This window comes from Bradyrhizobium campsiandrae (genome assembly GCF_014529705.1).
Classification (GTDB): Bacteria; Pseudomonadota; Alphaproteobacteria; order Rhizobiales; family Xanthobacteraceae; genus Bradyrhizobium; species Bradyrhizobium campsiandrae.
Genome location: NZ_JAANIH010000052.1, coordinates 12,541 through 37,830, shown reverse-complemented (window position 1 = coordinate 37,830; position 25,290 = coordinate 12,541). Strand labels below are relative to the sequence as shown.

The 25,290-nt window shown below is 65.9% G+C and carries 24 protein-coding genes; 14 read left to right on the top strand and 10 right to left on the bottom strand.

The window, feature by feature from the left end; all coding sequences use genetic code 11:
- Positions 1-10: 10 nt before the first annotated feature.
- The 3 genes from G8O24_RS30710 to nikE are packed head-to-tail and all read left to right on the top strand — an operon-like array spanning position 11 to position 3,557.
- Positions 11-1,045 (top strand): ABC transporter permease, encoded by a 1,035-nt coding sequence (locus G8O24_RS30710; protein ID WP_188105938.1) that lies wholly within the window; start codon positions 11-13, stop codon positions 1,043-1,045.
- Positions 1,042-1,890, top strand: coding sequence for an ABC transporter permease (locus G8O24_RS30705; protein WP_188105936.1), 849 nt, complete (start codon positions 1,042-1,044; stop codon positions 1,888-1,890). Before G8O24_RS30710 ends, G8O24_RS30705 begins: the two co-directional genes overlap by 4 nt.
- Positions 1,887-3,557, top strand: a complete 1,671-nt coding sequence (nikE, locus tag G8O24_RS30700; RefSeq protein ID WP_188105934.1) for a nickel ABC transporter ATP-binding protein NikE — start codon at positions 1,887-1,889, stop codon at positions 3,555-3,557. Before G8O24_RS30705 ends, nikE begins: the two co-directional genes overlap by 4 nt.
- 32 nt (positions 3,558-3,589) lie before the next feature.
- On the opposite strand, the gene G8O24_RS30695 is transcribed toward nikE, so the two are convergent.
- The 3 genes from G8O24_RS30695 to G8O24_RS30685 form a co-directional block, all read right to left on the bottom strand.
- A complete protein-coding gene (locus G8O24_RS30695; RefSeq protein WP_188105932.1) occupies positions 3,590-4,537 on the bottom strand; it encodes an acetamidase/formamidase family protein in 948 nt (315 codons plus the stop codon).
- A 22-nt stretch (positions 4,538-4,559) separates the two neighbouring features.
- Positions 4,560-5,978: a cytosine permease gene (locus tag G8O24_RS30690; RefSeq protein ID WP_188105930.1), complete on the bottom strand. Its 1,419-nt coding sequence runs from the start codon at positions 5,976-5,978 to the stop codon at positions 4,560-4,562.
- Between the two features lie 266 nt (positions 5,979-6,244).
- The gene (locus G8O24_RS30685; protein ID WP_244646069.1) at positions 6,245-6,739 is read right to left on the bottom strand and encodes a MarR family winged helix-turn-helix transcriptional regulator; all 495 of its coding nucleotides are present in this window, start codon (positions 6,737-6,739) and stop codon (positions 6,245-6,247) included.
- 158 nt (positions 6,740-6,897) lie between these two features.
- Here G8O24_RS30685 and G8O24_RS30680 point away from each other — a divergent pair, with 158 nt between their 5' ends.
- The 10 genes from G8O24_RS30680 (at position 6,898) to G8O24_RS30635 (ending at position 17,774) form a co-directional block, all read left to right on the top strand.
- Complete coding sequence (locus tag G8O24_RS30680) at positions 6,898-8,175, top strand: amidohydrolase/deacetylase family metallohydrolase (RefSeq protein WP_188105927.1); 1,278 nt, start codon at positions 6,898-6,900, stop codon at positions 8,173-8,175.
- Between the two features lie 9 nt (positions 8,176-8,184).
- On the top strand, positions 8,185-10,578 hold the full coding sequence (locus tag G8O24_RS30675; RefSeq protein ID WP_188105925.1) for a xanthine dehydrogenase family protein molybdopterin-binding subunit: 2,394 nt from the start codon (positions 8,185-8,187) through the stop codon (positions 10,576-10,578).
- A complete protein-coding gene (locus tag G8O24_RS30670; RefSeq protein ID WP_188105924.1) occupies positions 10,575-11,411 on the top strand; it encodes an FAD binding domain-containing protein in 837 nt (278 codons plus the stop codon). Before G8O24_RS30675 ends, G8O24_RS30670 begins: the two co-directional genes overlap by 4 nt.
- On the top strand, positions 11,408-12,607 hold the full coding sequence (locus G8O24_RS30665) for a xanthine dehydrogenase family Fe-S subunit (RefSeq protein ID WP_188105922.1): 1,200 nt from the start codon (positions 11,408-11,410) through the stop codon (positions 12,605-12,607). Before G8O24_RS30670 ends, G8O24_RS30665 begins: the two co-directional genes overlap by 4 nt.
- 74 nt (positions 12,608-12,681) lie before the next feature.
- Positions 12,682-13,836, top strand: coding sequence for an ABC transporter substrate-binding protein (locus tag G8O24_RS30660; protein WP_188105919.1), 1,155 nt, complete (start codon positions 12,682-12,684; stop codon positions 13,834-13,836).
- 212 nt (positions 13,837-14,048) lie between these two features.
- The gene (locus G8O24_RS30655) at positions 14,049-14,921 is read left to right on the top strand and encodes a branched-chain amino acid ABC transporter permease (protein ID WP_188105917.1); all 873 of its coding nucleotides are present in this window, start codon (positions 14,049-14,051) and stop codon (positions 14,919-14,921) included.
- Positions 14,918-15,964, top strand: a complete 1,047-nt coding sequence (locus G8O24_RS30650; RefSeq protein WP_188105915.1) for a branched-chain amino acid ABC transporter permease — start codon at positions 14,918-14,920, stop codon at positions 15,962-15,964. Before G8O24_RS30655 ends, G8O24_RS30650 begins: the two co-directional genes overlap by 4 nt.
- Positions 15,964-16,746 carry an ABC transporter ATP-binding protein gene (locus G8O24_RS30645; RefSeq protein WP_188105913.1) on the top strand — a complete coding sequence of 261 codons (783 nt, stop codon included), beginning with the start codon at positions 15,964-15,966 and terminating at the stop codon, positions 16,744-16,746. The genes G8O24_RS30650 and G8O24_RS30645 overlap by 1 nt, the downstream gene beginning before the upstream one ends.
- Positions 16,739-17,443 carry an ABC transporter ATP-binding protein gene (locus G8O24_RS30640; protein ID WP_188105911.1) on the top strand — a complete coding sequence of 235 codons (705 nt, stop codon included), beginning with the start codon at positions 16,739-16,741 and terminating at the stop codon, positions 17,441-17,443. The genes G8O24_RS30645 and G8O24_RS30640 overlap by 8 nt, the downstream gene beginning before the upstream one ends.
- A complete protein-coding gene (locus tag G8O24_RS30635) occupies positions 17,436-17,774 on the top strand; it encodes a Rieske (2Fe-2S) protein (protein ID WP_311972284.1) in 339 nt (112 codons plus the stop codon). The genes G8O24_RS30640 and G8O24_RS30635 overlap by 8 nt, the downstream gene beginning before the upstream one ends.
- A 101-nt stretch (positions 17,775-17,875) precedes the next feature.
- Here G8O24_RS30635 and G8O24_RS30630 read toward each other — a convergent pair whose 3' ends face one another.
- From G8O24_RS30630 to G8O24_RS30600, 7 genes are read right to left on the bottom strand one after another with little or no spacing between them, the layout of a single operon-like run.
- On the bottom strand, positions 17,876-18,736 hold the full coding sequence (locus G8O24_RS30630; RefSeq protein WP_188105908.1) for an alpha/beta hydrolase: 861 nt from the start codon (positions 18,734-18,736) through the stop codon (positions 17,876-17,878).
- 47 nt (positions 18,737-18,783) lie between these two features.
- Positions 18,784-20,088, bottom strand: coding sequence for an LLM class flavin-dependent oxidoreductase (locus tag G8O24_RS30625; protein WP_188105906.1), 1,305 nt, complete (start codon positions 20,086-20,088; stop codon positions 18,784-18,786).
- Positions 20,089-20,104: 16 nt separating this feature from the next.
- A complete protein-coding gene (locus G8O24_RS30620) occupies positions 20,105-20,863 on the bottom strand; it encodes an ABC transporter permease (protein WP_188105904.1) in 759 nt (252 codons plus the stop codon).
- Entirely contained in the window at positions 20,860-21,675 is an 816-nt protein-coding gene (locus tag G8O24_RS30615; RefSeq protein WP_188105902.1) for an ABC transporter permease, read from the bottom strand. The genes G8O24_RS30620 and G8O24_RS30615 overlap by 4 nt, the downstream gene beginning before the upstream one ends.
- Positions 21,672-22,688, bottom strand: a complete 1,017-nt coding sequence (locus G8O24_RS30610; RefSeq protein WP_188105901.1) for an ABC transporter substrate-binding protein — start codon at positions 22,686-22,688, stop codon at positions 21,672-21,674. The genes G8O24_RS30615 and G8O24_RS30610 overlap by 4 nt, the downstream gene beginning before the upstream one ends.
- Positions 22,689-22,711: 23 nt before the next feature.
- A complete protein-coding gene (locus G8O24_RS30605) occupies positions 22,712-23,467 on the bottom strand; it encodes a class II aldolase/adducin family protein (protein ID WP_188105900.1) in 756 nt (251 codons plus the stop codon).
- On the bottom strand, positions 23,464-24,327 hold the full coding sequence (locus G8O24_RS30600; RefSeq protein WP_188105898.1) for an ABC transporter ATP-binding protein: 864 nt from the start codon (positions 24,325-24,327) through the stop codon (positions 23,464-23,466). The genes G8O24_RS30605 and G8O24_RS30600 overlap by 4 nt, the downstream gene beginning before the upstream one ends.
- 227 nt (positions 24,328-24,554) lie before the next feature.
- Between G8O24_RS30600 and G8O24_RS30595 the strand changes: the two genes are divergently transcribed.
- The gene (locus G8O24_RS30595) at positions 24,555-25,268 is read left to right on the top strand and encodes a GntR family transcriptional regulator (RefSeq protein ID WP_244646067.1); all 714 of its coding nucleotides are present in this window, start codon (positions 24,555-24,557) and stop codon (positions 25,266-25,268) included.
- Positions 25,269-25,290 lie beyond the last annotated feature (22 nt).

Below are 25,290 nucleotides of genomic sequence, written 5' to 3'. Positions count from 1 at the left end.
GCTCTCAAAGGTGACGACCGGTCTTGGCGCAACGATGGTGCGGGCGGGCAGGCGACTTTTGTCGTCGCTGCCGGCGCTGTTCGGTGTGCTGGTCTTCACCTTTCTCTTGATGCGGGTCCTGCCGGGGGACCCTGCGGTGTTCTTCGCCTCGGGGCCCAATGCGGGCAAGGAGGAGATCGAGCTGATCCGCAAGCAGATGGGGCTCGACAAATCGGTGCCGGAGCAGCTGGTGTTCTACCTCTCCGACATCGGCCACGGCAATCTTGGCCGCTCCATGATGACCGGCCAGCCGGTGCTGAAGGATCTGCGCGAGCGGCTGCCAGCCTCGCTCGAACTCACCTTCACCGCGCTGCTGATCGCGCTGATTGCGGCGGTGCCGCTCGGCGTCATCGCGGCCTTGCGGCCGGGCTCGGCCGTCGACCACGGCGTGCGGCTGTTCTGCGCGCTCGGCGTCTGCGTGCCGACCTTCGTCTCGGGCCTGCTCTTGATCTACGTTTTTTACTATCTGCTCGGGCTCGCGCCTGATCCAACCGGGCGAATTGACGTGTTTACCTCGCTGCCGCCGCAGCGCACCGGCTTCCTCTCGATCGACTTCCTGCTTGCCGGCGATGTCGAGGGCTGGTGGGCGGCCTGCAAGCAGCTGATCCTGCCGGCGGTGAGCATGGCGCTGTTCGTGATCGCGCCGCTGGCGCGGATCACGCGCGCCTCGATGCTGGTCTCGCTCGGCAGCGATTTCGTGCGCACCGCGCGCTCGGTCGGATTGTCCTGGCGCAAGGTGGTCGTCACCTATGCGCTGCGAAATGCGATCCTGCCGGTCATCACCATCGCCGGCATCGTGTTCTCGACCATGCTGGGCGCCAACGTGCTGGTGGAGAAGGTATTCTCCTGGCCGGGCGTCGCGTCCTATGCGCTCGATGCGCTGCTCTCGTCCGACTATGCGCCGGTGCAGGGTTTCGTGCTGCTGATGGCGAGCCTGTTCGTGCTGGTCAATCTCGTGGTCGATATCTGCTACGGCATCGCCGATCCCAGGGTGTCGATCGAATGACCAGCGCAACCCTCCGCCATTCGGTCTGGATCCTGCGCGGCAATCCACTCACCGCGGTGGCCGCAGCCGGGGTGACGCTGTTCGTCCTGATCGCGATCTTCGGGCCCTGGATCGTGCCCTATGATCCCGTGGTCTCCAACGTCTCGGAGGCGCTTTTGCCGCCGAGCGCGGCACATCTCGCCGGCACCGATCAGCTCGGGCGCGACGTGTTCAGCCGTCTCGTCATTGCGGCGCGCCTCGATCTCGCGATTGCGGTGTCTGCGGTCGGCATCTCCTTCGCGATCGGCGCCGTCGTCGGCGCGTTCTGCGGCTATGCCGGCGGCCGGCTCGATCGCGCCGTCGGCCGCTTCGTCGACGTGATGATGGCCTTTCCGCTGTTCGTGCTGGCGATGGCCATGGTCGCGGCTCTCGGCAACCGGATCGAGAACATCGTGATTGCGACCGCGATCATCAATCTTCCCTTCTACATCCGCTTCGCCCGGGCCGAGGTGAATGTCCGCCGCAATGTCGGCTGGGTCGAAGCTGCGCGCGCCTGCGGCGAGAGTCATTTCTCGGTGGTGCTGCGCTTCCTGCTGCCGAACATCCTGCCGGCGATGGCGGTGCAGATCTCGCTCAATCTCGGCTGGGCCATTCTCAATGCCGCGGGCCTGTCGTTCATCGGCCTCGGCGTCAAGCCGCCGACGCCGGAATGGGGCATCATGGTTGCGGAGGGCGCGCGCTTCATCTCGACCGGACGCTGGTGGCTGGTGGCCTTTCCGGGCCTTGCGCTGATGATGGCCGTGCTGTGCTTCAACCTTCTCGGGGACGGGATGCGGGACATTCTCGATCCCCGCATGCGCACATGAGCGAGGATCTGCTCAGGATCGAGGACCTCCACGTCGCGTTCTCGACGCGGCGTGGCATGGTCGAGGCTGTGCGCGGCGTTTCGCTCAACGTCGGCGCTGGCGAGATGCTCGGCCTCGTCGGCGAGAGCGGCTCCGGCAAGTCGGTGACGGGCTTTGCCACGACGCGGCTGCTCGATGCGGCCGGGCGCGTCACCGGTGGCAAGATCCTGTTTCGCGGCCAGGACGTGACGAAGCTCCGGGGGGACGACCTTCGTCATCTCCAGGGCGCCGCCATGTCCATGATCTTCCAGAACCCGCGGGCGGCGCTCAATCCGATCCGGGCGATCGGTTTGCAGATCGCGGACGCGATCCTCACACACAAGCGCATCTCGAAGGACGCCGCGCGTGCCGAGGCGCTGGAATTGTTGCGCGCGGTCCAGATCCGCGATCCAGAGGCGCGGATGAGCGCCTATCCGCACGAGCTCTCCGGCGGCATGTGCCAGCGCGTCATGATCGCGATCGCGATCTCCTGCAATCCGGCGCTCCTGATCGCGGACGAGCCGACCACCGGCCTCGACGTCACCACCCAGAAGGTGGTGATGGATCTGCTCGCGGACATCGCCGCCGCGCGCGGCATGGCGGCGATCCTGATCACGCATGATCTCGGGCTCGCGGCGCGCTATTGCCGCCGCATCGCGGTGATGGAGCGCGGCCGCATCGTCGAGGAAGCGAGCCCCGGAACGCTGTTCAGCACGCCGCAGCACGCCTATACCCGGCGCCTCGTCGCGGCGTCGCCGACCGCGACGTCCCGGATCGAGGATCTCGTGACCGAGGAGGAGCGGGAGCGTTACGCGGCCGTCGTCAGCAAGCCCAGGCCGGCGCCCGCACACGGGACGCCGCCGCTGCTGGAAGTGCGCAAGCTGGCAAAACGTTTCGACCAGGGCGCCGCAGCGGTCGCCGACTTCTCGATGACGATGGCCGGCGGGGAGAGTGTCGGTCTCGTCGGCGAATCCGGCTCCGGCAAGAGCACGACCTCGCGCATGATCTGCCGCCTGATCGATCCGAGCGACGGCGACATCGTGTTCGACGGACAGTCGATCGGGCACATCGCCTCGCGCGATTTCCATCGCTCGCCGCTGCGCAAAGACATCCAGATGGTGTTCCAGGACCCCAACGAAAGCCTCAATCCGCGCTTCACCGCCTTCGACTGCATCGCCCATCCCCTGATGCGGCTCGAGGGCATGCGCGCAGGCGATGCGCTGCGGCAACGGGTCGAGGAATGCGCCGAGCGGGTCGGGCTGCCGCTGGATCTCTTGCCGCGCTTCCCGCACCAGCTCTCCGGCGGCCAGAAGGCCCGCGTCGGCATTGCCCGCGCCATCGCCTGCCGGCCGCGCCTGCTCGTGCTCGACGAGCCGACCGCCGCGCTCGACGTCTCGGTGCAGGCGGTTGTGCTGCAGCTGCTCGATCGCCTCAGGCGCCAAAACGACATCGCCCTGCTGTTCGTCAGCCACGATCTCAACGTGGTGCGCATGCTGTGCGACCGCACCATCGTGCTGCGCAACGGCGGCATCGTGGAGCAGGGGGAAAGCCGGGCGCTGTTCGACAATCCGAAGACCGACTACACCCGCAGGCTGGTCGAGGCCATTCCCCATATCGACACCGGCAAGGCCCTCGCTGCGGCCCTCTGAGGCCGCGCAAGTCAACGCTTGGGGCTGGAGCCTTACCTTCGCTGCGGCATGCGGGATTTGGCCAGGACGCAGTGGACGCCCTTGTTGCCGTCGACCATCTGCGTAACCCTGAGGTCGGCGGCAATCGAGCAAAGCGTATAAGCATCCTGTGCGCCAAGGCCGCTGCTCTCGCGAATCAGCACGATCATGTCGCGCAGCGCCGCCTTGGCCGCATCGTCGAGGTCTTCATCGAATCCCATCGTGATCCAGTCGGCGGTCGTTTCCGCGCGCGGGGAGGCGAGGCGAAGATCGCGCCGGAGGTGGAATTCGAAGGTGCCGGTGAGCGCAGCCTCGATCGCCGTCAGGCAGACCTCGCCATCGCCCTGGAGGGCATGGCCGTCGCCGGCGGAGAACAGCGCGCCGGCCACAAAGACGGGAAAATAGAGCGTGCTGCCGGCGCCGAGCTCCTTGTTGTCCATATTGCCGCCGAACGCCCGCGGCTCCTTCGAGGACAGACGGCCCCAGGCGAGCGGCGGCGCGACGCCGAAATTGCCGAAGAAGGGGGCGAGCGGCAGCTCCTGTCCCCATGGCAGGCGCGCCACGTTGCGCGCGCGGTCGAGCGGAATGTGGATGCGACGGAATTCGGGAAAATCCTCGGGCAGCGTGCCGAGCATCGGCACCTGAAGATTCCAGCCCCAATTGCAGCGCAGTTCGATGCTCAGCACCCGCACTTCCAGCACGTCGCCGGGCTCGGCGCCCTCGACGTGGATCGGCCCGGTGAGAAGGTGCGGCCCCGGACCGCGAAGGCTGCTGGCCAGCACCTCGCGATGTCCGGGAACGATGTCAAAGCCGAGCGAGGGATCAGGCAGATCGTCCGGCTCGCCCGAAAGGGTCTCGATGGTCACCCGGTCTCCGGACGCGATCCGGAGCACCGGCTTCAGTCGACCGTCCCAGAGTCCCCACTGGACGTTTCCGGGAAGGGATCGCAGAACGTGGTCCATAAATCCACCGTCACGGCCGCCGCTATCGGCCTGCGCTGCTCGCAACGATGGAGGCGGGTGAGGTCGAGAGCTTGCCGAGTGCGAGATAGAGCAGACCCGAGACGCCGATGCCGAACAGCCAGCTCAGGTCGGCGCCGCCGAGCAGATTGGTGGAGATCGGCCCCTGCAGCGCGCCGACCAGGCCGTCCTCCACCAGCCATCCGGCGACGAGGCCCGCCAAGAACGCGGTCATGCCGGCCCAATTGATGTCGCCATAGGCGCTCGTCTCCGGCGAGCGATAGAGCTCGGCGACGTCGATCCTGCCCTTCCGCTTGATGAAGAAGTCGGCCAGCACCACGCCGGCCCACGGGCTCATCCACAACAGCAGGCTGATCATCCAGTTGTCGAACGCTTTCGCGAAAGACGGCGCGAAGATGAAATACAGCGTCACCAGATAGCCCGCGATGCCGACGATGACGGTGAGCCAGAAGCGCGAGAATTTCAGCCCTGCACTGAGCGCCGCCAAGGTCGCCGAATAGACGTTGAGGATGTTGGTGGCGATCGGGCCGTGCAGCACCATCAGCAGGACCAGGATGCTGACGGGCCCGCCGAAGACCGCGCTCACCATCTTGGCGGGATCGGTGTCCAGCGTCGTCGAGGCGATCGTCGCGCCTAAGATGCCGAGCCACACCGTCGGCACGAACATGCCGATATAGCTGTACCAGAACACGGATTTCGACGACGTGCTACGCGGCACGAAGCGCGAATAGTCGGAGGCCCAGGTCACCCAGGAAATGCCCCAGCCGACGCCGATCGCCGTCATCAGCAGCGTCAGCATCGCCAGATGCGCGCCTGGCGGCAGCGAGGTGGCAAGGCTCCAGTTGACGACGCCGGGGCGCGTCCACGCCAGGATGCTCATCAGTACCATGATCGCGATGGTCGGCGGCACGGTGTATTTCTCGAAGGTCCGGATCGCGTAGAACCCGTAGATGCCGATCAGCACCTGCGCCGCCATGACCAGGGTGATGACGATGATCTCGATCGCCCAAGTGTCGGGCACGCCGAACTGGCCGAGGATGCCCATCGAGACCTTCACCGGGAAATAGGTGTTCACGCCGATCCAGCCCAGCGTCATCAGGAACATCAGGATGCTGGGCAAATAAGCGCCGCGGACGCCGAAGGCGGACCGGCTCAGCACCATCTGGTTGACGCCGGTCTTGTGGCCCATCACCGTGAAGGTCGCGAAGATGGCGCAGCCGACGATATTGCCGAGCACGATGACCGCGATCGTCTCCATCAGGCCGAGCTTGAGAATGATGCCGAGCGCGCCGAGCGCCCAGTTCACCGGCGCGATGTTGGCGCCGGCCCAGATCCACATCTGCTGCGGTCCGGTCGAGTCCCGGTCCGCATCGGGAATTGGCTCGATGCTGTGAAGATCAGCGCGAAGTTCGGAATCCGTCATGACATCCCCCAATACGAAGCACGCTTCGCATCATCGCAGCATAAATCGTGCCATAGATTGCGAGCGAACGATCACGGCGTGCGCCGATGGGGGATGCAGCCTGGCCCACGCCGGATTGTGACTGCGTTTTCAAGCGCGGCCGATGCGCACACGCGGGCTCGCCGTGGCGCCTTCGAAGCGCCGGCGGGAGGCCGTGGATGTTGCACGGCCAAGCAAAGGTACGATGATAAATTGAGCAGCCCAACTCAAAAGCGCAGCAACTGCGCCTAATCGAATAGGGCAGCGGAACTGTCGCGACTTGGGTTGCCGGCCACGATGCGTTGCATCATCTCGATGAAGAGCGCTTGTTCCCGCTCGCTCAAATCGCCGAGCGTCGCACGATGTGCCCGGCGTGCCGCGCTCTCGATCTTGACCAGCAGGGCGGCGCCAGCAGGCGTCAATCGGCACAGGCGCGCGCGGCGATCGTCCTTGTTGACGGCGCGCTCGACCAGGTTCCGCGCGGCGAGCCGCTTCAATGCGCCTGTCGTCGTGGTCCGATCCAGGGCTATATCGGCCGCCAAAGTGGTCTGATCGGCGGTTTCACGCGCCGCCAGCGCCGTGAGAAGGCTGTATTGCAGCGGCGTGACCTCGAACGCGCCGCAGGCTTCCTGAAACAGTGCGACGTGAATCTGGTGCAGCCGGCGGATCAGATAGCCGGGTCGTTGCGACAAGGGCCAGGGGCGATGCCTGCTCCCGCCACGACGTGTCTTCGCCTGCCGCAATGCACACTCTCCCACTTCAATCCCCTGCCGCGCTTAGCTCGATTCGAACCCGCTCGCCACTTCTGGATCATGGCACGGAGCTTGCTTCGATCAAAATGCGAAGCATGCTTCGTAATTCGGGCGATGCCGTCGCTCGTGTCAAGGAGAGGAGAGCGCACATGTCCGTCACTGCCAGCTTCGACCTTCTGCTGCGAGGCGGCCGCGTGATCTGCCCGGCCTCCGGCGTCGACGGCATCAAGGACGTCGCCATTCGCGGCGGCAAGATCGCGGCGGTGGCGGCGGACATCCTGCCGACCAGCGCGAAGGAGGTCGTCGACGTCGGCGGCAAGCTCGTGCTCCCAGGATTGATCGACACCCACGCCCACGTCTATCAATATGTCTCCGGCCGCTTCGGCATGAACCCCGACATGGTCGGCGTGCAGTCGGGCGTGACGACGCTGGTCGACCAGGGCGGCCCCTCCTGCATGACGCTGCCCGGCTTTCGTCACTTCATCGCGGAGCGGTCGGCCTCGCGCGTCTATGCGTTCCTGTCGGCCTATCTCGTCGGCGGACTGGAGGGGCATTACTATCCGCAGCTCTACAGCCCCGAGGGCGTCGATATCGATGCGACGGTCAAGGCGGCGACGGCCAATCTCGACATCGTCCGCGGCATCAAGGCCCACGCCGAGATCGGCGGCTTCGCGCGCTGGGGCATCCGCGTCATCGAGATGGCGGCGGAGATCGGCAAGCGCGCCGATCTTCCGGTCTATGTGCATTTCGGCCAGCTCTGGGGCTTGCCCGAGAGCGGCGCCAATGGCGAGGATGCGGACACCATCCTCACCCGCGTGATCCCGCTGCTGCGCGAAGGCGACGTGCTCGCGCATCCCTTCACGCGCCATCCCGGCGGTTTCGTCAACCGCGAGGGCGAGGTGCATCCGGTGATCCAGGCCGCGCTCGATCGCGGCCTCAAGGTCGATGTCGGTCACGGCAGCCACTTCTCCTACCGCCTCGCCAAGAAGGCGATCGCCGCGGGCATCATTCCGACCACGCTCGGCGCCGACATTCACGGCTACAACACCCACGTGCCCGCGCCGGCTGGAACGCCAGACCAGCATGAGGACGAGGAGAACCATCCGTTCGCTGGCCAGGCCAAGTTCAGCCTGGTTCAGGCGATGAGCTCGATGATGGCGCTCGGCCTGTCGCTGGAGCAGGTGGTGCCGATGGTCACGTCGAACCCTGCAAAAATGCTCGGCCGCAGCGGGGAGATCGGTGCGCTCAAGGTCGGCATGGACGCCGACGTCTCCGTGCTTAACGAGCAGAACGGCCGGTTCGTCCTGAAGGACAACGAGAAGAACGAGGTCATCGCCGAGCGCCTGCTGCAGCCGGCCTTCTGCCTGCGCGCCGGCACGCGCTTCGATGCGGTCGCACCGATCCTGCCGCAGGCCGTGGCGGCGTAAGGCCAGGCGGTGAAGGAGGGCGCCGAGTTGCGCAGCGAACGGGAGTTTCCTCACGGTAAGTCCGGGCAGGGCGTCGGCGCACGGCTGCCGCGGAAGGAGGATGACCGCCTGATGCGCGGCCGCGGCCAATATGTCGCCGACATCAGGCTCGCCGGTCTCCAGGACGTCGCTTTCGTGCGCAGTCCGGTGGCGCATGCGCGCATTCGCGGCATCCATGTGCCCGAACGCTATCGCGGCAGCGTGTTCACGGCCGCCGATCTCGTCGGCATCAAGCCGATCCGCGCGGTGTCGGGCCTTCCGGGCTTCAAGATTTCAGAGCAGCCGGTGCTCGCCACCGGCAAGGTGCGTCAGGTCGGCGAGCTCGTCGCGATGTGCCTCGCGCCGACGCGGGCCGAGGCCGAGGACATCGCGGCATCAGTCACGCTCGACCTGGAGGAGCTGCCCGCAGTCACCGACATGCTGAAGGCGCGCGAGGCTGATACGGCGCTCGTGCATGAGCATTGGGGCGACAACGTCTTCCTCGAAACCGTCTACGAGGTCGACATCTCCGCCGCGCTCGATGCGCCGATCAAGGTGACGCGCGAGATCTCGACCGCGCGGCAATGCATGTCACCGCTGGAAGGGCGCGGCGTGGTCGCGACCTTCGACCGCCGGCTCGATCAGCTCACGCTGCATTCGGCGGCGCAGATGCCGCACATCACCCGCAGCGGCCTTGCCGAGTGCCTCGGCATGGAGGAGGGCCAGATCCGCGTCATCTCGCCTGACGTCGGCGGCGGCTTCGGCCACAAGGGCATTTTGCTGCCCGAAGAGGTCTGCCTGTCCTGGCTGACCATGCGGAACGGCCATCCGGTGCGCTGGCTTGAAGATCGCCGCGAGCATCTCATCGCCAGCTCCAATTGCCGCGAGCATCATTACAAGATCACGGTCTATGCTGACGGTGACGGCACGCTGCGCGGCATCGACTGCGAAGCAACCGTGGATTCCGGCGCCTACTCGTCTTATCCGTTCTCGGCCTGCCTCGAGGCCGCGCAAGTCGCGAGCATTTTGCCCGGGCCCTACAAGATGCCGGCCTATCGCTGCCGCACCTTCTCGGTCGCCACCAACAAATGCCCGATCCTGCCCTATCGCGGCGTCGCGCGCACCGGCGTCTGCTTTGCGCTGGAGCTGATGCTCGATCTCGTGGCGGCCGAGGCCGGGCTCGAGCCCGGCGAGGTGCGGCTGCGCAATCTGGTGCGCCCCGAGCAGATGCCGTTCGACAACATCACCAAAAAGCACTTCGACAGCGGCGATTATCCCGAAGCGATGCGCCGCGCGCTGGCCGCTGTTGATATCGAGGCCATTCGTGCAAGGCAAAGCAAGGGCGAGGCCGATGGCCGCCGCATCGGCGTCGGCGTTTCCATCTATTGCGAGCAGGCCGCGCACGGCACCTCCGTCTATTCCGGCTGGGGCATTCCGATGGTGCCGGGCCACGAGCAGGCCTCGGCGCGCCTGACACCGGATGGCGGGCTCGAACTGCGCGTCGGCGTGCATTCGCATGGGCAGGGCATGGAGACGACGCTGGCTCAGGTCGCGCACGAGATCCTCGGCATCGACGTCGCAAGGATCCGCATCATCCTCGGCGACACCGCGATGACGCCTTACTCGACGGGAACCTGGGGCTCGCGCTCGATGGTGATGGCGGGCGGCGCGGTGGCGACCGCCTGCCGCGAGCTCGGCGAACGCGCAAGGCGCATCGGCGCCAAGCTGCTGCAGCATGATTCCGCGTCCGTGGTGCTGCAGAATGGCGAGGTGCGCGGTGTCAATGGCAGCGTCAGCATCCAGACCATCGCCCACACCTGGTATCGCCGCCCCCAGGACCTGCCGGCCGATGTCGATCCCGGCGGGCTCGAGGTGACGCAGGGCTACAAGCCGGTGCGCGACAGCGGCACGTTCAGCTATGCCGCCCATGCCGCATTGGTCGCGGTCGACCCTGATCTCGGCGAGGTGGAAATCCTCGACTACGTGATCGTCGAGGACGGCGGCGTGCTGGTCAATCCGCTCGTCGTCGACGGCCAGATCTATGGCGGCCTCGCGCAGGGGATCGGCACCGCGCTCTACGAGGAAATGCCGTTCGATGCCTCCGGCCAGCCGCTGGCGACGACGCTTGCCGACTATTTGCTGCCGGGCCCGACCGAAGTGCCGGCCGCGCGGCTCGATCACATGGAGACGCCGTCGCCCTATACGCAGTTCGGCGTGAAGGGCATCGGCGAGGGCGGTGCGATCGCGCCGCCGGCTGCGATTGCCAACGCCGTCAACGACGCGCTGCGCCCGCTCGGCGCCGAGCTGACGCAGTCGCCGATCACGCCGCATCGTGTCGTCGAGGCCGTTCTGGCTGCGCGCGCAGCCGAAAGGAGCGCGGCATGAAGCCGGCGCCCTTCAGCTACGAACGCCCGCGCGATCTCGACGCGGCGCTGTCGATGCTGGCCGCGAGCGGCAGTTCGGCAAAGATCATCGCGGGCGGCCAGTCGCTCGGTCCGATGCTCAATCTGCGGCTGGTGCAGCCGGAGCTGATCGTGGACATCTCCGGCCTTGCCGAGCTGAAGCGGGCCGAAGTTTCCGATGGCGAGCTGGTGATCGGCGCCCTCGTCACCCATGCCGATATCGAGGACGGCCGCACTACCGACGTCACCCGCGGCGCCATGCGCGCCGTCGCCGCCAACATCGCCTATCGCGCGGTGCGCAACCGCGGCACCATCGGCGGCTCGCTCAGCCACGCCGATCCCGCCGCCGACTGGATTTCCGCGCTCGCGGCCCTCGGTGCGCGCGTGGCGCTGCGCAGCCTTGCCGGCGCTCGCATGATGGCGATCGAGGCCTTCGTCCTCGGCGCCCTGGAATCGGCGCTGCAAACCGGCGAAATCGTCGAGGCGATTCACGTCCCGCCACGCGCGGCCTCGGCCCATTGGGGCTACGCCAAGAGTTGCCGCAAGACCGGTGAGTTCGCCCACGCCATCGGCGCCGTGCTGATCGATCCCGTTGCGGCCTCGGCGCGTGTCGTGATCGGCGCCATCGACACGACGCCGATCGTCGTCACCGATGCCGCCGAGCTGTTCGGCGGACGGATCGCGGCCGACTACAAGCAGCGCTTCGACATCGGCGTCGCGAACGGCCTTCTGGCCAAAGCCGGCATCGACGACGCCGCGCAGCGTCACATCCATGTCAGCGTGTTGAAGCGCGCCGTGCTGGAGGCTGCAGCATGACCACGATCGCACTTCAGGTCAATCGCCGTGCGGTCGAAATCTCGGCCGAGCCGCGGACCAGCCTGGCCGATTTCGTCCGCGACCATCTCGACTTGACCGGCACCCATCTCGGCTGCGAGCACGGCGTCTGCGGCGCCTGCACAGTGCTGCTCGACGGCGTGCCGGCGCGCTCCTGCATCACTTATGCCGCGGCCTGCGCCGGCGCCGACGTCACCACCATCGAAGGGCTCGATGAGGACGAGGTTACGACCGAGTTGCGCGCCGCCTTCACCCGCGAGCACGCGCTGCAATGCGGTTATTGTACCCCGGGCATGCTGGTTTCGGCACGCGACCTGGTGCTGCGTCTGCCTGATGCCGACGAGCGTCGCATTCGCGTCGGCCTCAGCGGCAATCTCTGCCGCTGCACCGGCTATGTCGGCATTGTCAGGGCCGTGCAGTCCGTGATCGAGGCGAGGCGTGCGCGCAATATCGCGCCGCTTGGCGACGGCGGCCGGACCGTTCTCGGCCCCGCCGGATCGGGGCGTGCCGCCTTCAACGGCGACGAGCCGAGGCAAGTGCTGCTGGCGAAGGCACCGGCATCAGGGAGTGCCGCACCGGTCGGTATCCCAGACTTCACCCCGGCGACCATCCTCAACCAGCGCTTCGCACTGCCGCACGCACCGGCAAAAGTGTTCGCGATGTTCGGCGACATCGCCGGCATCGCGTCCTGCCTGCCCGGCGTGTCGCTGACGGCGCCACCGAAGCCCGAGCGCGTCGAAGGCCAGATCAGCGTCAGGCTGGGACCGATCGCGACCTCCTTCGAGGGCGCCGCACGTGTCGAACGCGATCCCGCCACGCTCTCCGGCCGCATCGTCGGCATCGGCACCGACCAGCGCAGTCATTCGGCGACGCAAGGCGAAATCCGCTACCACCTGCTGCCGCTCGACGACGGTGCGAATACCGCCGTTGAACTGTCGATCGGCTACACGCTCACGGGAATGCTGGCCCAGGTCGGCCGGCCCGGCCTGGTGCGCGATCTCGCCAAGCGCCTGGTTGCGGAGTTTGCGAAAAACCTCGACCGCCACATGGCCGGCGGGCCGGTGGATCAGGTGGCCGCGGCAGAGCTCGGTGGCTGGTCGATCGTCTCTGAAATTGTGCGCGCCCGGCTGGCGCGCATGTTTGGCCGCGTCTTCACCGGAAAGCGGGACGCGGAATGATCGGCGTGCCGGCGCCGCGGTGTGACGAAGCCTGGACTGCAAGACATCAACAGCGTGGGATTTGGAGAGACAGCATGACACGAGCACTCGGACTGGTTGGGACGATCGCGCTGGCAACGGCCTTGTTCGGCGCTACGGCAGGCGCGCAGACCATCAAGATCGGCGTCAATGAGCCGCTCACCGGCGCGTTCGCGGCCTCCGGCACCTATGTCGTCAACGGAGCCAAGATCGCCGCCGACGAGATCAATGCCAAGGGCGGTATCCTCGGCAAGAAGATCGAGCTCGTCATCGAGGACAACAAGAGCAACCCGACGGAGGCGGCCGCGGTCGCCGAAAAGCTCATCACCAGCGACAAGGTGCCGGTGCTGATGGGCGCCTGGGGCTCGAGCCTGACGCTCGCGGTGATGCCGAAGCTGATGGAATACGAAACGCCGATGGTGGTGGAAACCTCGTCCTCGGGCAAGATCACCACCACGGGCAATCCCTTCATCTTCCGGATCTCGCCGCCCTCGGCGGTCGAGGCCGCCGCGTTCAAGGGCATCGTCGACAAGCTCGCGCTGAAGAAGGTGGACTTCCTGGTCATCAACAACGACTGGGGCCGCGGTACCGCCGAGGACTTCAGCAAGATGATGAAGGACAAGGGCATCACGATCGGTCTCGTCGAGACCATGGACCAGGGCGCGCAGGACATGAGCGCGCAGCTCTCCAAGATCAAGAGCTCGGATTCCGAGACGGTCATCGTGACGACCGCAGTCGATCAACTGACCCTGATCTTCAAGCAGGCCGCGGCGCTCGGCCTGAAGAAGCGCATCATCACCACCGGCGGCTCGCAGAACCCGGACCAGATCATCGCGCAGGCGGGTGCTGCCGCCAACGGCACCATGCATCTGACGACGTTCCTGCCCTGGTTCCCGGACAAGACGCCGAACCCGGAAGCCACCGACTATTTCATCACGGAGTGGAAGAAGCGCGGCTTCGAGTTCGCCGGCTGCACCGAGAGCTTCCGCGGCTATGACGGCATCCGCACGGCGGCGGCCGCGATCGAGAAGGCCGGCAAGGCCGAGCCGGCCGCGATCAAGGCGGCGCTTTGGGACATCAACATCAAGGGCCTGAACGGCGACATCGTGTTTCGCAAGTCCGGCCCCGAGGGCAAGGAGAGCGGTCAGAGCCAGCCGAACGTCTATCTCATCGAGATCAACGACGGCAAGGTCGGGATGAAGACGCTCTAACGCGCGATGAGATCAGGTTTGATGCAGCAACGAAGGAGGTGCGCTCCCTCGCCCGCTTGCGGGAGAGGGTTGGGGAGAGGGTGTCTCCGCAATGGGACAATCCCCAAGAGGAGAAAGCCCTCACCCGGCGCTTCGCGCCGACCTCTCCCGCAAGCGGGAGAGGTGAACGAGCGCGCGGCTCTCCCCGACATCCAGAACATCCGGGAACAGCCTTGAGCGAATTCCTTCAGCATCTGGTGAACATGCTCGTGCTCGGCGGCACCTACGCGCTGCTGGGCATCGGGCTGACCTTGATCTTCGGCATCATGAACGTCGTGAACTTCACCCACGGCGTGCTCTACACGTTCGGCGCCTACATCATGTTCATCGTGGTGCAGCAGCTAGGTCTCAACTTCTTTATCGCCCTACCCGTGGCCGTGCTGGCCGGATGGCTGCTCGGGGCTGCCATCGAGCTGACACTGCTGCGTCCGCTGCGCGGCTCCGACATCGACACCACCATGCTGGTCATGATCGGCGCCTGGATCGCAATGCAGTCCGGCACGCTGTGGATCTGGGGCGGCGTCGCCAAATCGGTGACGACGCCGTTTCCCGAAGCGCCGCTGGTGCTCGGGCCGGTGTCCGTGTCATGGCTGCGCCTCTTCGTCCTCGCTGCGGCGGCCATGTTGATCCTGGTGACGTATCTGCTGATCAACAATACCAGCCTGGGACGCGCGATGCGGGCGACCTTCCAGGACCACGACACGGCCTCGTTGATGGGCGTCAATGTCGATATGATCTACACCTCGACCTTTGCGATCGGCTCCAGCCTCGCCGCTGCCGCGGGGGCGTTGCTCGGGCCGGTCTATGTGATCTTCCCGCAGATGGGCGATCTCGCCGCCGTGAAGGCCTTCGCCATCGTCATCCTCGGTGGTCTCGGCAACATCACCGGCGCGGTCGCCGGCGGCTTCATCCTGGCGCTTGCCGAGGAGCTCGGCGCCGGCTACGTCTCGTCGGGCTACCGCGACGCCATGGGATTTCTGATCATCATCGCGGTCCTGATCTTCCGTCCGACCGGCCTGTTCGCGCGAGCGGAGCGAGTTGGATGAGGGCGATCATCACCATCCTCGCGGTCGCAGCGCTTGCCTCGGTGCCGCTTTGGCTGCGCGATCCCTATCTCCTGAACGCGCTGATCACGACGGGCATCTTCGTCATCGGTGCGATGAGCCTCAATTTGCTGCTCGGCTTCACCGGCCAGCTCAGCCTTGGCCACATCGCCTTCTTCGGCATCGGGGCCTATGTCAGCGCGCTGACATCGCTCGGCTTCGACATCGGTCTGCCCGGCGGCTTGCGGCTGGTTCACACGCCTTGGCCGCCGATGATCGGCTTCGTGCTCGCGATCCTGGTTGCCGGATTGTGCGGCTATTTCGTCGGATTGCTCTCCTTCCGCGTTCGCGGCGCCTATTTCGTCATCGTGACAATCTCCTTTGCCGAGGTGGTGCGGCTGGTCGCCCTGAACTGGGTCGAGCTGACGCAGGGCCCGCTGGCGCTGACCAACATTCCCTCCATCGCGCTGCCATTGCCCGGCTTCGGTGAGCTGACGCTGCGCACCAAGATGCAGAACTATTATCTCGTGCTGGTCGTGGCGCTGGTCGCTTATCTCTTGATCGCGCGTCTCGTTCGTTCCCATTTTGGTCGCGCCATGCGCGGATTGATGGAGAACGAGACGCTTGCCGTCTCTGTCGGCATCGATGTGACCAGGACGCTGACGATCGCGGCGGTGATCTCGGCCGCGATCGCAGGGGCCGCCGGCAGTCTGTATGCGCACTATATCCGGATCATCGACCCCGAGGTGTTCGCCTTCATCAACACCGTCACCATGGTGATCATGGTCATCAGCGGCGGCAAGGGCTCGCTCGCGGGCCCCGTCGTCGGCGGCCTGATCTTCGGGCTGCTGCCGGTTGCGTTGCGTCCGGTGATGGCGCCGGAAGCGCAGTGGATCGCCTATGGCGGCGTTCTGATTGCGATCCTGTTCGTGCTGCCGCGCGGGATCGTGCCCTCGCTTGCACAGCGCATCATCCGACGGCGCAGCGGCGCGCCGGCGCTGGCGCCGGTCGCACTCACTGAAACCGGCGCCAAGGAGCCGGCGTGATGGCTGCGCGCAGCATTGCCATGACGATCGATCGGGTCGCGGTCCGCTTCGGCGGACTGGTCGCGATCTCCGACATGAGCTTTACGGTCGGGGAGAGCGAGATCGTCAGCCTGATCGGGCCGAACGGCGCCGGCAAGACCACCGCTTTCAACGTCATGACCGGCTTCCTGACGCCGAGCGCGGGCCACGTCACCTACCAGGGCACGACGCTTGCGGGATTGAAGCCGCATGAGATCGCCGATCTCGGCCTGATCCGCACCTTCCAGCGCACCTCCGTGTTTCCCAACGACACGGTGTACGACAACCTCCTGATCGGCCTGCATCGTCGGGGCCGCGTCCGGCTGCTCGACTCCATCCTTGGGTTGCCGGGCGCGCGTGCCTCGGAGCGCAGGCTGCGGCAGAAGGCGAGCGAACTACTCGAATGGGTTGGCCTCGAACGCCGCGCCCACGATGCGGCCGGCTCGCTCTCTTATGGCGAGCAGCGCCTGGTCGGCGTCGCGCTGGCGCTTGCCGCGGAGCCGTCGATGCTGCTGCTCGATGAACCGGTCTCCGGCATGAACGCCTCGGAGACGCACCGCTTCGTCGAACTGATCCGTAGCATCCGCGACCGCGGCATCACGATCTTGCTGGTCGAGCACGACATGCCGATGGTGATGGCCGTCTCAGACCGCATCGTGGTGCTCAACTACGGTCGCATCATCGCGGAAGGAATACCCGATGTGATCCGTAACGACCCGGCCGTCATCGAAGCCTATCTCGGACATGGAGCCGCGCGTGCTTGAGATCCGCGACATGGTCTGCGGCTATGGCGGCGTCACCGCGCTGCGCGGCGTCTCGCTCGACGTCAAGGCGGGCCAGCTGGTCGCGCTGATCGGTGCCAACGGCGCCGGCAAGAGCACGACGCTGCGCGCGATTTCCGGCCTGGTACCGCCGCGCTCGGGCCAGATGCGGTTCGAGGGCATCGACATCACCGGGGCGAGGCCCCCGCGCGTGCTCGCCAGCGGGATCGCGCATTGTCCGGAAGGACGGCGCGTGTTTCCGCATATGAGCGTCGAGGAAAATCTCGACATGGGGGCTTATCTCCGTCGCGGGTCGGGCGAGATCGCCGCCGACCGCGACCGCATCTATGCCGAATTTCCGCGGCTCGCCGAGCGGCGCCGGCAGGCGGCGGGCACGCTGTCCGGCGGCGAGCAGCAGATGCTGGCGATCGGGCGGGCCCTGATGTCGCGGCCGCGGCTGGTCATGTTCGACGAGCCGTCGCTCGGACTGGCGCCCAACATCGTCGAGCGCACCTTTGCCATCATCCGCGGCATCCGCGATGCCGGCACCACGGTGCTGCTGGTCGAGCAGAACGCGTTCGCGGCGCTCGAGATGTGCGACCACGCCTATCTGCTCGAGAATGGCCGCATCGTGCTGTCAGGCGCCGGCTCCGAACTGATCGCCAACGAGCATGTGCGCAAGGCTTATCTCGGTGGATGAAGCGGCCGAGTCCGGATGGATTGCGGTCTGCGATCTCGACCGGCTGCAGGCCGAGACGATCGTCCGCATCGCCGGGCGCGACCTGCTCGTGATCTGGAACGACGGCTACGTCGTCGCCTGCGACCGCGCCTGTCCGCACGAGCAGGCCGATCTCGGTCTTGGGCAAGTGACGGCGGGGCGGCTGCTCTGCCCGCGCCATGCGGCGTCATTCGATCTGCGCGACGGAGCCATTGCTGCGGGATGGCCGAGCCCGCCCCTGCGGCTCTATCCGGCCAAGGTCGAGGGCGGGCAGATCTGGATCGAAGCGGGGGAACGGCGGCCTGGCCGATGATGCCATGCTCCTGCTTGGTCCGACGCGCCAAAGCGTGGCCGCGCGAAATTCGCCTTTTGAAACAAAGGGCGTTCTACTGTGCATGGGGTTGTTTTCGAACTTTAGTCCAGCAGCCGGCGCGCGGCCTCCACCAGGATGCCGTCCGGCCGCCGCAGCGCCTCGAGAATGGTGAAATGATCGGCGCCTTCGATCGGTATGAGCTTGCCGGGTGCGCCGGCCGCCAGGCGCTTGTCGTGGAGATCGATTGAATCGCACACCAGCGCCGGCAGCTCGCTGCTGCCATAGGCAATGTCGAGGCGCTTCTGCGTCACCGGCAGGCGAAGCGGCGACAGCGTTGCGATCTCGTCGTCGGTCAGCTTCAGCGCATTGTTGAGCCCGGTATCGCGGATCGGCGCGAGATCGTAGACGCCCGAGAGCGCGAGCCCGGCATGGACGCTCGGATGGTCCAGCGCCATCGCGACGAGATGGGCGCCGGCGGACCACCCCGACAAGACGACCGGTCCGGCAACGCCATAGGACGCGCCGTTCGCAGCGAGCCAATCCAGCGCGCGCGGGATTTCGGCGACGATGTCGGTGACGGACACATCCGGCGCCAGCGAATAGCCGGGAATGGCAACCGACCAGCCATGAGCCGCGACGCCTTCGACCAGCATGGCGAACAAGTCGCGCGAATTGCGCTGCCAATAGCCGCCATGCAGGAACACCAGGCAGGGCGCCTCGGGCCTGGCGGCCGGGTAGAGATCGACCTTGTTGTTGGCCCGCTGACCGTAAGCCAGATCGAGATGGGATTTCAGCGTGCCCCGCAGCCGGCCGGAGGCCTCGTTCCTCTCGGCAATCAGGGCCGCGCTGTTCTTGACGGCCGCGTTGTTGTCATAGGCGGCGTCACGTTCCGCCTGGGACAGCCCGGACCAGGTGGACCGGGGATCGAGCGGCCGACCTGTCGAATGAGCATTCTCAATCATCATCACTCCAATGCGGCCGCTCGGCCTTTCGCGGCGCGGCGTCTGCTCTAAGCTGCGAAGAACGGATTTGCGGGCCGTGCGAGGCCGAGATGATCGCGCAGCGTCGTGCCCTCATAATCGCTGCGGAACAACCCGCGTTCCTGCAGGATAGGCACGACGAGATCAACGAAGTCTTCGAAGCCCTCGTGGAAGTAAGGCGGCATGACGTTGAAGCCGTCGGCGGCGTGCTGCTCGAACCATTGCTGAAGCGTGTCGGCGATGCGCTCGGCCGAGCCGCACAGCACCCAATGGCCGCGGGCCGCGGCGGTGAGATTGTAGAGGTCGCGCAGCGTCATGTTCTCGCGACGGCCCTTGGCGAGCATGACGCTGGCAAAGCTGTGATAGCTGTCCGATGGCGCGATGTCGGGGATCGGCCCGTCGAGATCGTAGGCCGACATGTCGCGGCCGAAGCGATCCGACAGGATCGCGAGCGCGTTGCTGCCGCTGACGAAGCTCTGGAGCACGTTGAGCTTCTCGAACGCCTCCTTGTCGGTGCGGCCGACGACGGGCATCACACCCGGCAGCACCGTGACGTCCTCCGCCTTGCGGCCGAACGTCGGCAGGCGTGTCTTCAGGGAGGCGTAGCCGGCCTTGGCTTCCTCGATATCCTGCACCACCGAGAACACGATATCGGCGGTGCGCGCGGCAAGCGCCTGTCCGGCCTCTGAGCCGCCGGCCTGGAGCACGACGGGGCGGCCCTGCGGGCTGCGGCCGATGTTGAGCGGGCCCTTCACCTTGAAGAACGCGCCGTCATGATTGATCGCGCGGAGTTTTGCCGGATCGATATACAGGCCGCTGGCGCGGTCGGCGACGATGGCATCATCGGCCCAGCCGTCCCACAGTCCCTTGACGACGTCGAGGAACTCGCCGGCCATCTCATAGCGGCGGGCGTGATCGGGATGGGTGGTGCCGAAATTGGCGGCGGTTGCCGGATTGGCCGTGGTGACGGCGTTCCATGCCGCACGGCCCTTCGAGATGTGGTCGAGTGAGGCGAACACGCGCGCGACCGAAAACGGATCGCTGTAGGTGGTGGAGACGGTGGCACCTAGGCCGATATGGCTGGTCGAGGTCGAAAGCGCCGCCAGCATTGTCAGCGGCTCGAGCCGCAGCGTGTAGGAGGGGTGGGCCGCCGCATCGGCGTAGAGATTGTCGCCCATGAAGATCAGGTCGAACTTGCCGCGCTCGGCAGTGCGGCCGATCTCCTGGATCGCCGCAAAATCCTGAAAGCTGTCGACCGCGCCGGGATAACGCCAGCCTGCGACATGGCTGCCGGTGCCGAGGATGAACAGGCCGAGATGCATCTGTCGTTTCATGGTTTGTTTCCTGGCATCACGTCCAGAACAGGATTTTTCGTTCGAGCAAGCCGACCAGGCCGAAGAAGGCGAGGCTCGCGGCGGAGGCCACGAAGATCGCCGACCAGACCTGGACGAAGTCGATCTGGAGCACGGCCTGGTAGATCACCCAGCCGAGCCCGCCATGGGCACCGAGCATCTCGGTGACGATCGCCACGATGACGCTGCGTACGGTGGAGACACGCATGCCCGCAAGCAGCAGCGGCAGCGCGGTCGGCAGGCGCAGGCGCCACAGCACGCCGAGGCGGCTGGCACCAAAACTCTTCATCAGGTCGACGGCGCGCCGATCGACCCGGTCGAGCCCGGCCAGCATCGACAACAGGATGGTGAAGCTCACCGCCATCGCCACCATCACGATCTTGGAGCTGACGCCGATGCCGAACCAGAGCAGGATCAGCGGCGAATAGCCGACCACGGGCACCGAGTTGATCGCGGTCGCAAGCGGTAGGATCGCAGTGCGTAGCGCCGGCGCGAGGGCGATGGCGACGGCAAGGCCAATGCCGATCAGGCATCCGAGCCCGTAGCCCGTGAGTGCTTCGAGCAGGGTATAGCCGGCGGCGTCGAAGAGAATTGTGCGCTTGGACCAGAGGCCGACGAGGATGTCGCTGACGGCGGGCAGGACATAGGCCGGCAGGTGCAACCCGCGTGCCGCACCTTCCCAGCACGCGGCAAGCAGGACGGCGCCGAGAATGCCGCGCTGGAAGGCAAGCGAGGGAGCGGCCAGGGCGCGGCTCATTGCTCGGCGCTCCAGAATACGAGTCGCCGCTCGAGCGCGGCGATCACCGCATAGAAGCCGGTGCCGAGCAGGGCCGCGGCGAGCAGGGCGCCCCAGATCGCGACGACGTTCTCGGTGAACATCGCCTGGAGCAAGAGCACGCCGAGGCCGGTGGTGTCGCCGAACCATTCGCCGACGATTGCACCGACGAGGCTCAACGACGCTGCGAGACGCAACGCCACGAAGATCTGCGGCAGCGCGGTCGGCAACTGCAGGCACAGCAGGAGCTGGCGGTTGGAAGCGCCAAAACTGCGCATCAGCGCGACCTGTTTGGGATCGACGGTCTCGAGGCCGAGCAGCGTGTTCACGGTCACCGGAAAGAAGGTCAGGTAAAACGCGATGATCGCCTTGGCGAGCAGCGTGTTACCGAACCACAGCACCACCAGCGCGCCGAAGGCGATCACCGGAATGGTCTGCGATACCACGAAGATCGGAAAGATCATCTCGCGCAGTGCGCGGACGCGGAAGAACACGACTCCCGTCAGCACGCCGAACGCGCCGCCGGAGGCGAAGCCGATCAGCGTCTCGGCAAGCGTCCGCAGGAAGCCGTCAACATAGGCGCGCGGCGTCGCCGCCATGGCCATCAGGATCGTGCTGAGGCGCGGCAGGTAATAGGGCCGGATGCCGAACAGCAGCACCGCGCCTTCCCATATCACTGCCGCAAGGACAAGGCCGAGCAACAGCCGGATCAGCTTGCGCAGCGGATCCGGCATCGTGATCGACCGCGCGGCCGCACGGCCACCGCCAATCGATGTCGCGGCAGGGCTGCTCACGGCAGCCTGTCCGCCGCGGGGATGCTCTGGATAAAGCTGGCGTCATAGGCGGCGGCGAGATCGACCGGCTTGGAGATGACGCCATACTTCAGGAAGAAGTCGTGAGCGGTCTTCACTGCGTCGGCATCGATCCAGAACATGCCGTTCTTTGCCGCCGCGCCCGCCGTCATCAGCCGCTTCACCTCGGTCAGCATGAACTCCTGCTGCGCACGGTCGAGCGTCGGGGCCGTGGCCATCACGGTATCGACCGCGCCCTTCGGATCGGAGAATGCGTCCTTCCAGCCCTTGAGCGAGGCGCGCAGGAATGCCTTGACCAGTTCCGGCTTCTCCTTGGCGGTCGCCTCCGCCACGATCAGCGTGTCGCGTGGGAAGGTGATGCCGTAATCCTCGGCAACGAAGGTCTTCAGGCTGTCTTTCGGCATCCGCGACTGGATGGTGTAGAACTCGTTGTAATACGTCGCCGTGACGACGTCGACGTTGCCGTCGACGAAAGGTGTCACCGACACCTGCTGCGGCTGGATCTTCAATTCATCCGGCTTGATGCCTTCCTTGGCCAGCATGCCCGTCAGCACGTGATTGGCGCCGGTAAACCAGGTGGTGACGGTCTTGCCCTTGAAATCCTGGATCGTCTTCACCGGACCGTCCTTGCGGGTGACGAAGATGAAGGGCGTGATCTGGTGCGAGACGCCGATGCAGACGATCGGCAGGCCCTTGTCGCGGGCGGCGAACACGCTGTCGGTGCCGCCGGAGAGGCCGAACGTATCGGCGCCGGTCGCGACCAGGTTTTCGGTCAGCAGGTTGGGCCCGCCCGGATTGATGGTGAGGTCGATGCCCTCGGCCTTGTAGTAGCCCTTGGCGGCCGCGACGTAGAAGCCGGCGAACTGCGCCTGCGGCAGCCATTTCAGGCGCAGACTTGCCTTCTGCAGCTCGGCGGCAGGCGCGGCCGTGGCGAGCGAGCCGGTCGCCAATGCGATGGCGGAGAGGACGGAGAAGGCATGGCGACGGCTCAACATGGTCATACTCCAAACAGTGGAAATCAATTGCGATAGGATGGATCGGTGCGGTCGAGCTGGCGCATCAAGGCCGGCCATTCGCGCTCGCCCGGCACGAGGATGTCGCCCTGCAATTCCCAGAACTGGCGAGCGGCCCTCTCGCAAACCTCGTGCGGCGGCATCACCAGCTCCGCGCCGGCTGCTGCCGCAGCCTGCATCTGGAGCTGGATCCGCGCGGCGCGCTCGAAATAGTAGAGCAGCATGAAAGCTTCGCCCGGCGTACGGCCGACGGTCAGGATGCCGTGATTGCGCATCAGCATCACCTTGTGCGCGCCGAGATCGCGCACCAGACGCGTCTGCTCGTCGAGGTCGATGGCGACGCCTTCGTAGTCGTGGAAGGCCTGGCGATCGTAGAAGCGCATCGCGAATTGGCTGAGCGGCAGCAGGCCCTTCTCTTGTCCTGATACCGCAACGCTCGCGTCTGAATGGGTATGCAGCACGCAGGCCGCATCGTGGTTCGAAGCGTGGATCGCAGCATGGATGACGAAGGCGGCGACGTTGACCGCATGAGGTGTGTCGTCGAGCTTGTTGCCCCGGGTGTCGATCTTGACGAGGCTCGAGGCCGTGATCTCGTCGAACAGCAGGCCATAGGGATTGATCAGGAACTGATCGTCGTGGCCGGGCACGCGCAGCGAGATGTGGTTGTAGATCAGATCGTCCATGCCGAGTTTTGCGACCATGCGATAGCAGGCTGCGAGCTTGATGCGGGCATCCCACTCGGCCGGATTGATCCCGCTCATTGCGACTTCTCCTGCGCGATGGAGGACTGGAACGATTTCATGCTTTCCTCCTCGATCGCATCGAGCAGCGTGCGCTTGAGACGGACGAATTCGGGGGAGGTGACGATCTCGGGCTGGCGCGGTCGCGGCAGGTCGACGACCTGCTCGAGCTTCACCGAGCCGGGCCGCGCGGTCATCACCAGCACGCGGTCGCCGAGGAAGATCGCTTCGTCGACATCATGGGTGATGAAGAGAATGGTGCGGCGGTATTTCTGCCAGACGTCGAGCAGCCAGCGCTGCATCATTGTCCGCGTCAGCGCATCGAGCGCGCCGAACGGCTCGTCGAGCAGCATCAGGCCGCGCTCGAACAGGAAGGTCCGCATCAGCGCGACGCGCTGGCGCATGCCGCCCGACAATTGATTTGGATACTGCTTCTCGAAGCCGGCGAGGCCGAACTCGGGCAGCATCTTCAGCGCTTTGGCGCGGGCCTGATCGCGCTTCATGCCCTCGACCTCGAGCGCGAGGATGGCGTTGTCGACCACGTTCCGCCAGGGAAACAGCAAATCGCGCTGCGGCATGAAGGAGACGCGGCCGAGCAGGTCGGCGGCATGGCAGCTCTTGCCCTCGAAGCGCAGGATGCCGCCGGTGTCGGGCTCTTCGAGGCCCGCAACGATATTGAAGAGGGTGCTCTTGCCGCAGCCGCTGGGGCCGACGACGGTAACGAACTCGCCGGGCGCGACACTTGCCTGCAGTCCCGAGAGTGCGACGACGGAGCCAAAGGTCTTGTTGATCGCGCGCAGCTCGAGCAGCGGCTCAGGCCTCGGGTGGGCCTGTGGGGCCTCGATGATCGGTCCGGGGTCGGGGAGGCGAACGGCCTGCACCAGCATGTCCTTGTATAATGGCGGCGGCCGTTCGCATACGAAAGCGGGCCGCGTCAGAATCTCTTAGCAACTCGTGTGCCAGTGCCATTGCCCGGCAAATCAGGCATAAGACTTGCGAGGTCGACGGCCGAAAGCGTCGGAGGGGCGTGATCTCCGGGAGAGAACAGGACATTTCGTCGAGATATGAGAGGCTTTATGTATACTTATACTGGCACCTGAGAAACATAATGGCTGATATTGGTGCACATAGCGGTGGCAAGCGCGTGAAAAATGGGCACGAGTCTCTCACCGCGAGCCCCGGCGCGACCCTGGCCGAGAGCCTGCGTCAGAAGCTCGAAGCGGCGATCGCGGCCGGCCATCTCGAACCGGGCAGCCGGCTCGACGAGCAGGAGATCGCCCAGCGCTTTGGCGTCTCGCGGACGCCGGTGCGGGAGGCATTCCGCTTGATGGCGGCCAACAATCTGGTCGAGCTGCGCGGCCGGCAAGGCGCGACGGTCCGCAGCATCAAGGCTCAGGCCTTGGTCGAGATGTTCCAGGTCATGGCCGAGTTGGAGGGGCTCTGCGCCAGGCTTGCCGCAAGGCGCGTATCGCAGGCCTGGGGAGCTCAAATTGGCGAGATTCACCAACGGCTTGTCACGGCGGGCGAAACCGGCGACGTCGACGTGTTTTATGACATCAATCAGGAATTCCACGAGGCGATCTACGAGGCCTCGCGCAACGTTTTCCTGGCCGATCAGACCCGCAGGCTGCGCAACCAGGTCGCTGCTTATCGCCGACGGGTGACGAAAATGCCGAACCGGATCGCGGACACGATCCGCGAGCATGAGGCGATCATGCATGCGATCCTGGCGCACGACCCGGAGCGGGCCCACAGCGCCATGCGGGACCATGTCAACTTGCTCGGCGACAATCTGCTGGACTTCCTCGCTGCCTTCGAATGACCAGTCCGGTGGCTTGGTATGC

Coding starts and splice junctions, on each gene's coding strand:
- G8O24_RS30680 (WP_188105927.1), top strand. CDS start 6,898: ATGTCCGTCACTGCCAGCTTCGACCTTCTGCTGCGAGGCGGCCGCGTG.
- G8O24_RS30690 (WP_188105930.1), bottom strand. CDS start 5,978: ATGACGGATTCCGAACTTCGCGCTGATCTTCACAGCATCGAGCCAATT.
- nikE (WP_188105934.1), top strand. CDS start 1,887: ATGAGCGAGGATCTGCTCAGGATCGAGGACCTCCACGTCGCGTTCTCG.
- G8O24_RS30660 (WP_188105919.1), top strand. CDS start 12,682: ATGACACGAGCACTCGGACTGGTTGGGACGATCGCGCTGGCAACGGCC.
- G8O24_RS30665 (WP_188105922.1), top strand. CDS start 11,408: ATGACCACGATCGCACTTCAGGTCAATCGCCGTGCGGTCGAAATCTCG.
- G8O24_RS30695 (WP_188105932.1), bottom strand. CDS start 4,537: ATGGACCACGTTCTGCGATCCCTTCCCGGAAACGTCCAGTGGGGACTC.
- G8O24_RS30650 (WP_188105915.1), top strand. CDS start 14,918: ATGAGGGCGATCATCACCATCCTCGCGGTCGCAGCGCTTGCCTCGGTG.
- G8O24_RS30645 (WP_188105913.1), top strand. CDS start 15,964: ATGGCTGCGCGCAGCATTGCCATGACGATCGATCGGGTCGCGGTCCGC.
- G8O24_RS30610 (WP_188105901.1), bottom strand. CDS start 22,688: ATGTTGAGCCGTCGCCATGCCTTCTCCGTCCTCTCCGCCATCGCATTG.
- G8O24_RS30595 (WP_244646067.1), top strand. CDS start 24,555: ATGGCTGATATTGGTGCACATAGCGGTGGCAAGCGCGTGAAAAATGGG.
- G8O24_RS30630 (WP_188105908.1), bottom strand. CDS start 18,736: ATGATTGAGAATGCTCATTCGACAGGTCGGCCGCTCGATCCCCGGTCC.
- G8O24_RS30605 (WP_188105900.1), bottom strand. CDS start 23,467: ATGAGCGGGATCAATCCGGCCGAGTGGGATGCCCGCATCAAGCTCGCA.
- G8O24_RS30670 (WP_188105924.1), top strand. CDS start 10,575: ATGAAGCCGGCGCCCTTCAGCTACGAACGCCCGCGCGATCTCGACGCG.
- G8O24_RS30625 (WP_188105906.1), bottom strand. CDS start 20,088: ATGAAACGACAGATGCATCTCGGCCTGTTCATCCTCGGCACCGGCAGC.
- G8O24_RS30705 (WP_188105936.1), top strand. CDS start 1,042: ATGACCAGCGCAACCCTCCGCCATTCGGTCTGGATCCTGCGCGGCAAT.
- G8O24_RS30620 (WP_188105904.1), bottom strand. CDS start 20,863: ATGAGCCGCGCCCTGGCCGCTCCCTCGCTTGCCTTCCAGCGCGGCATT.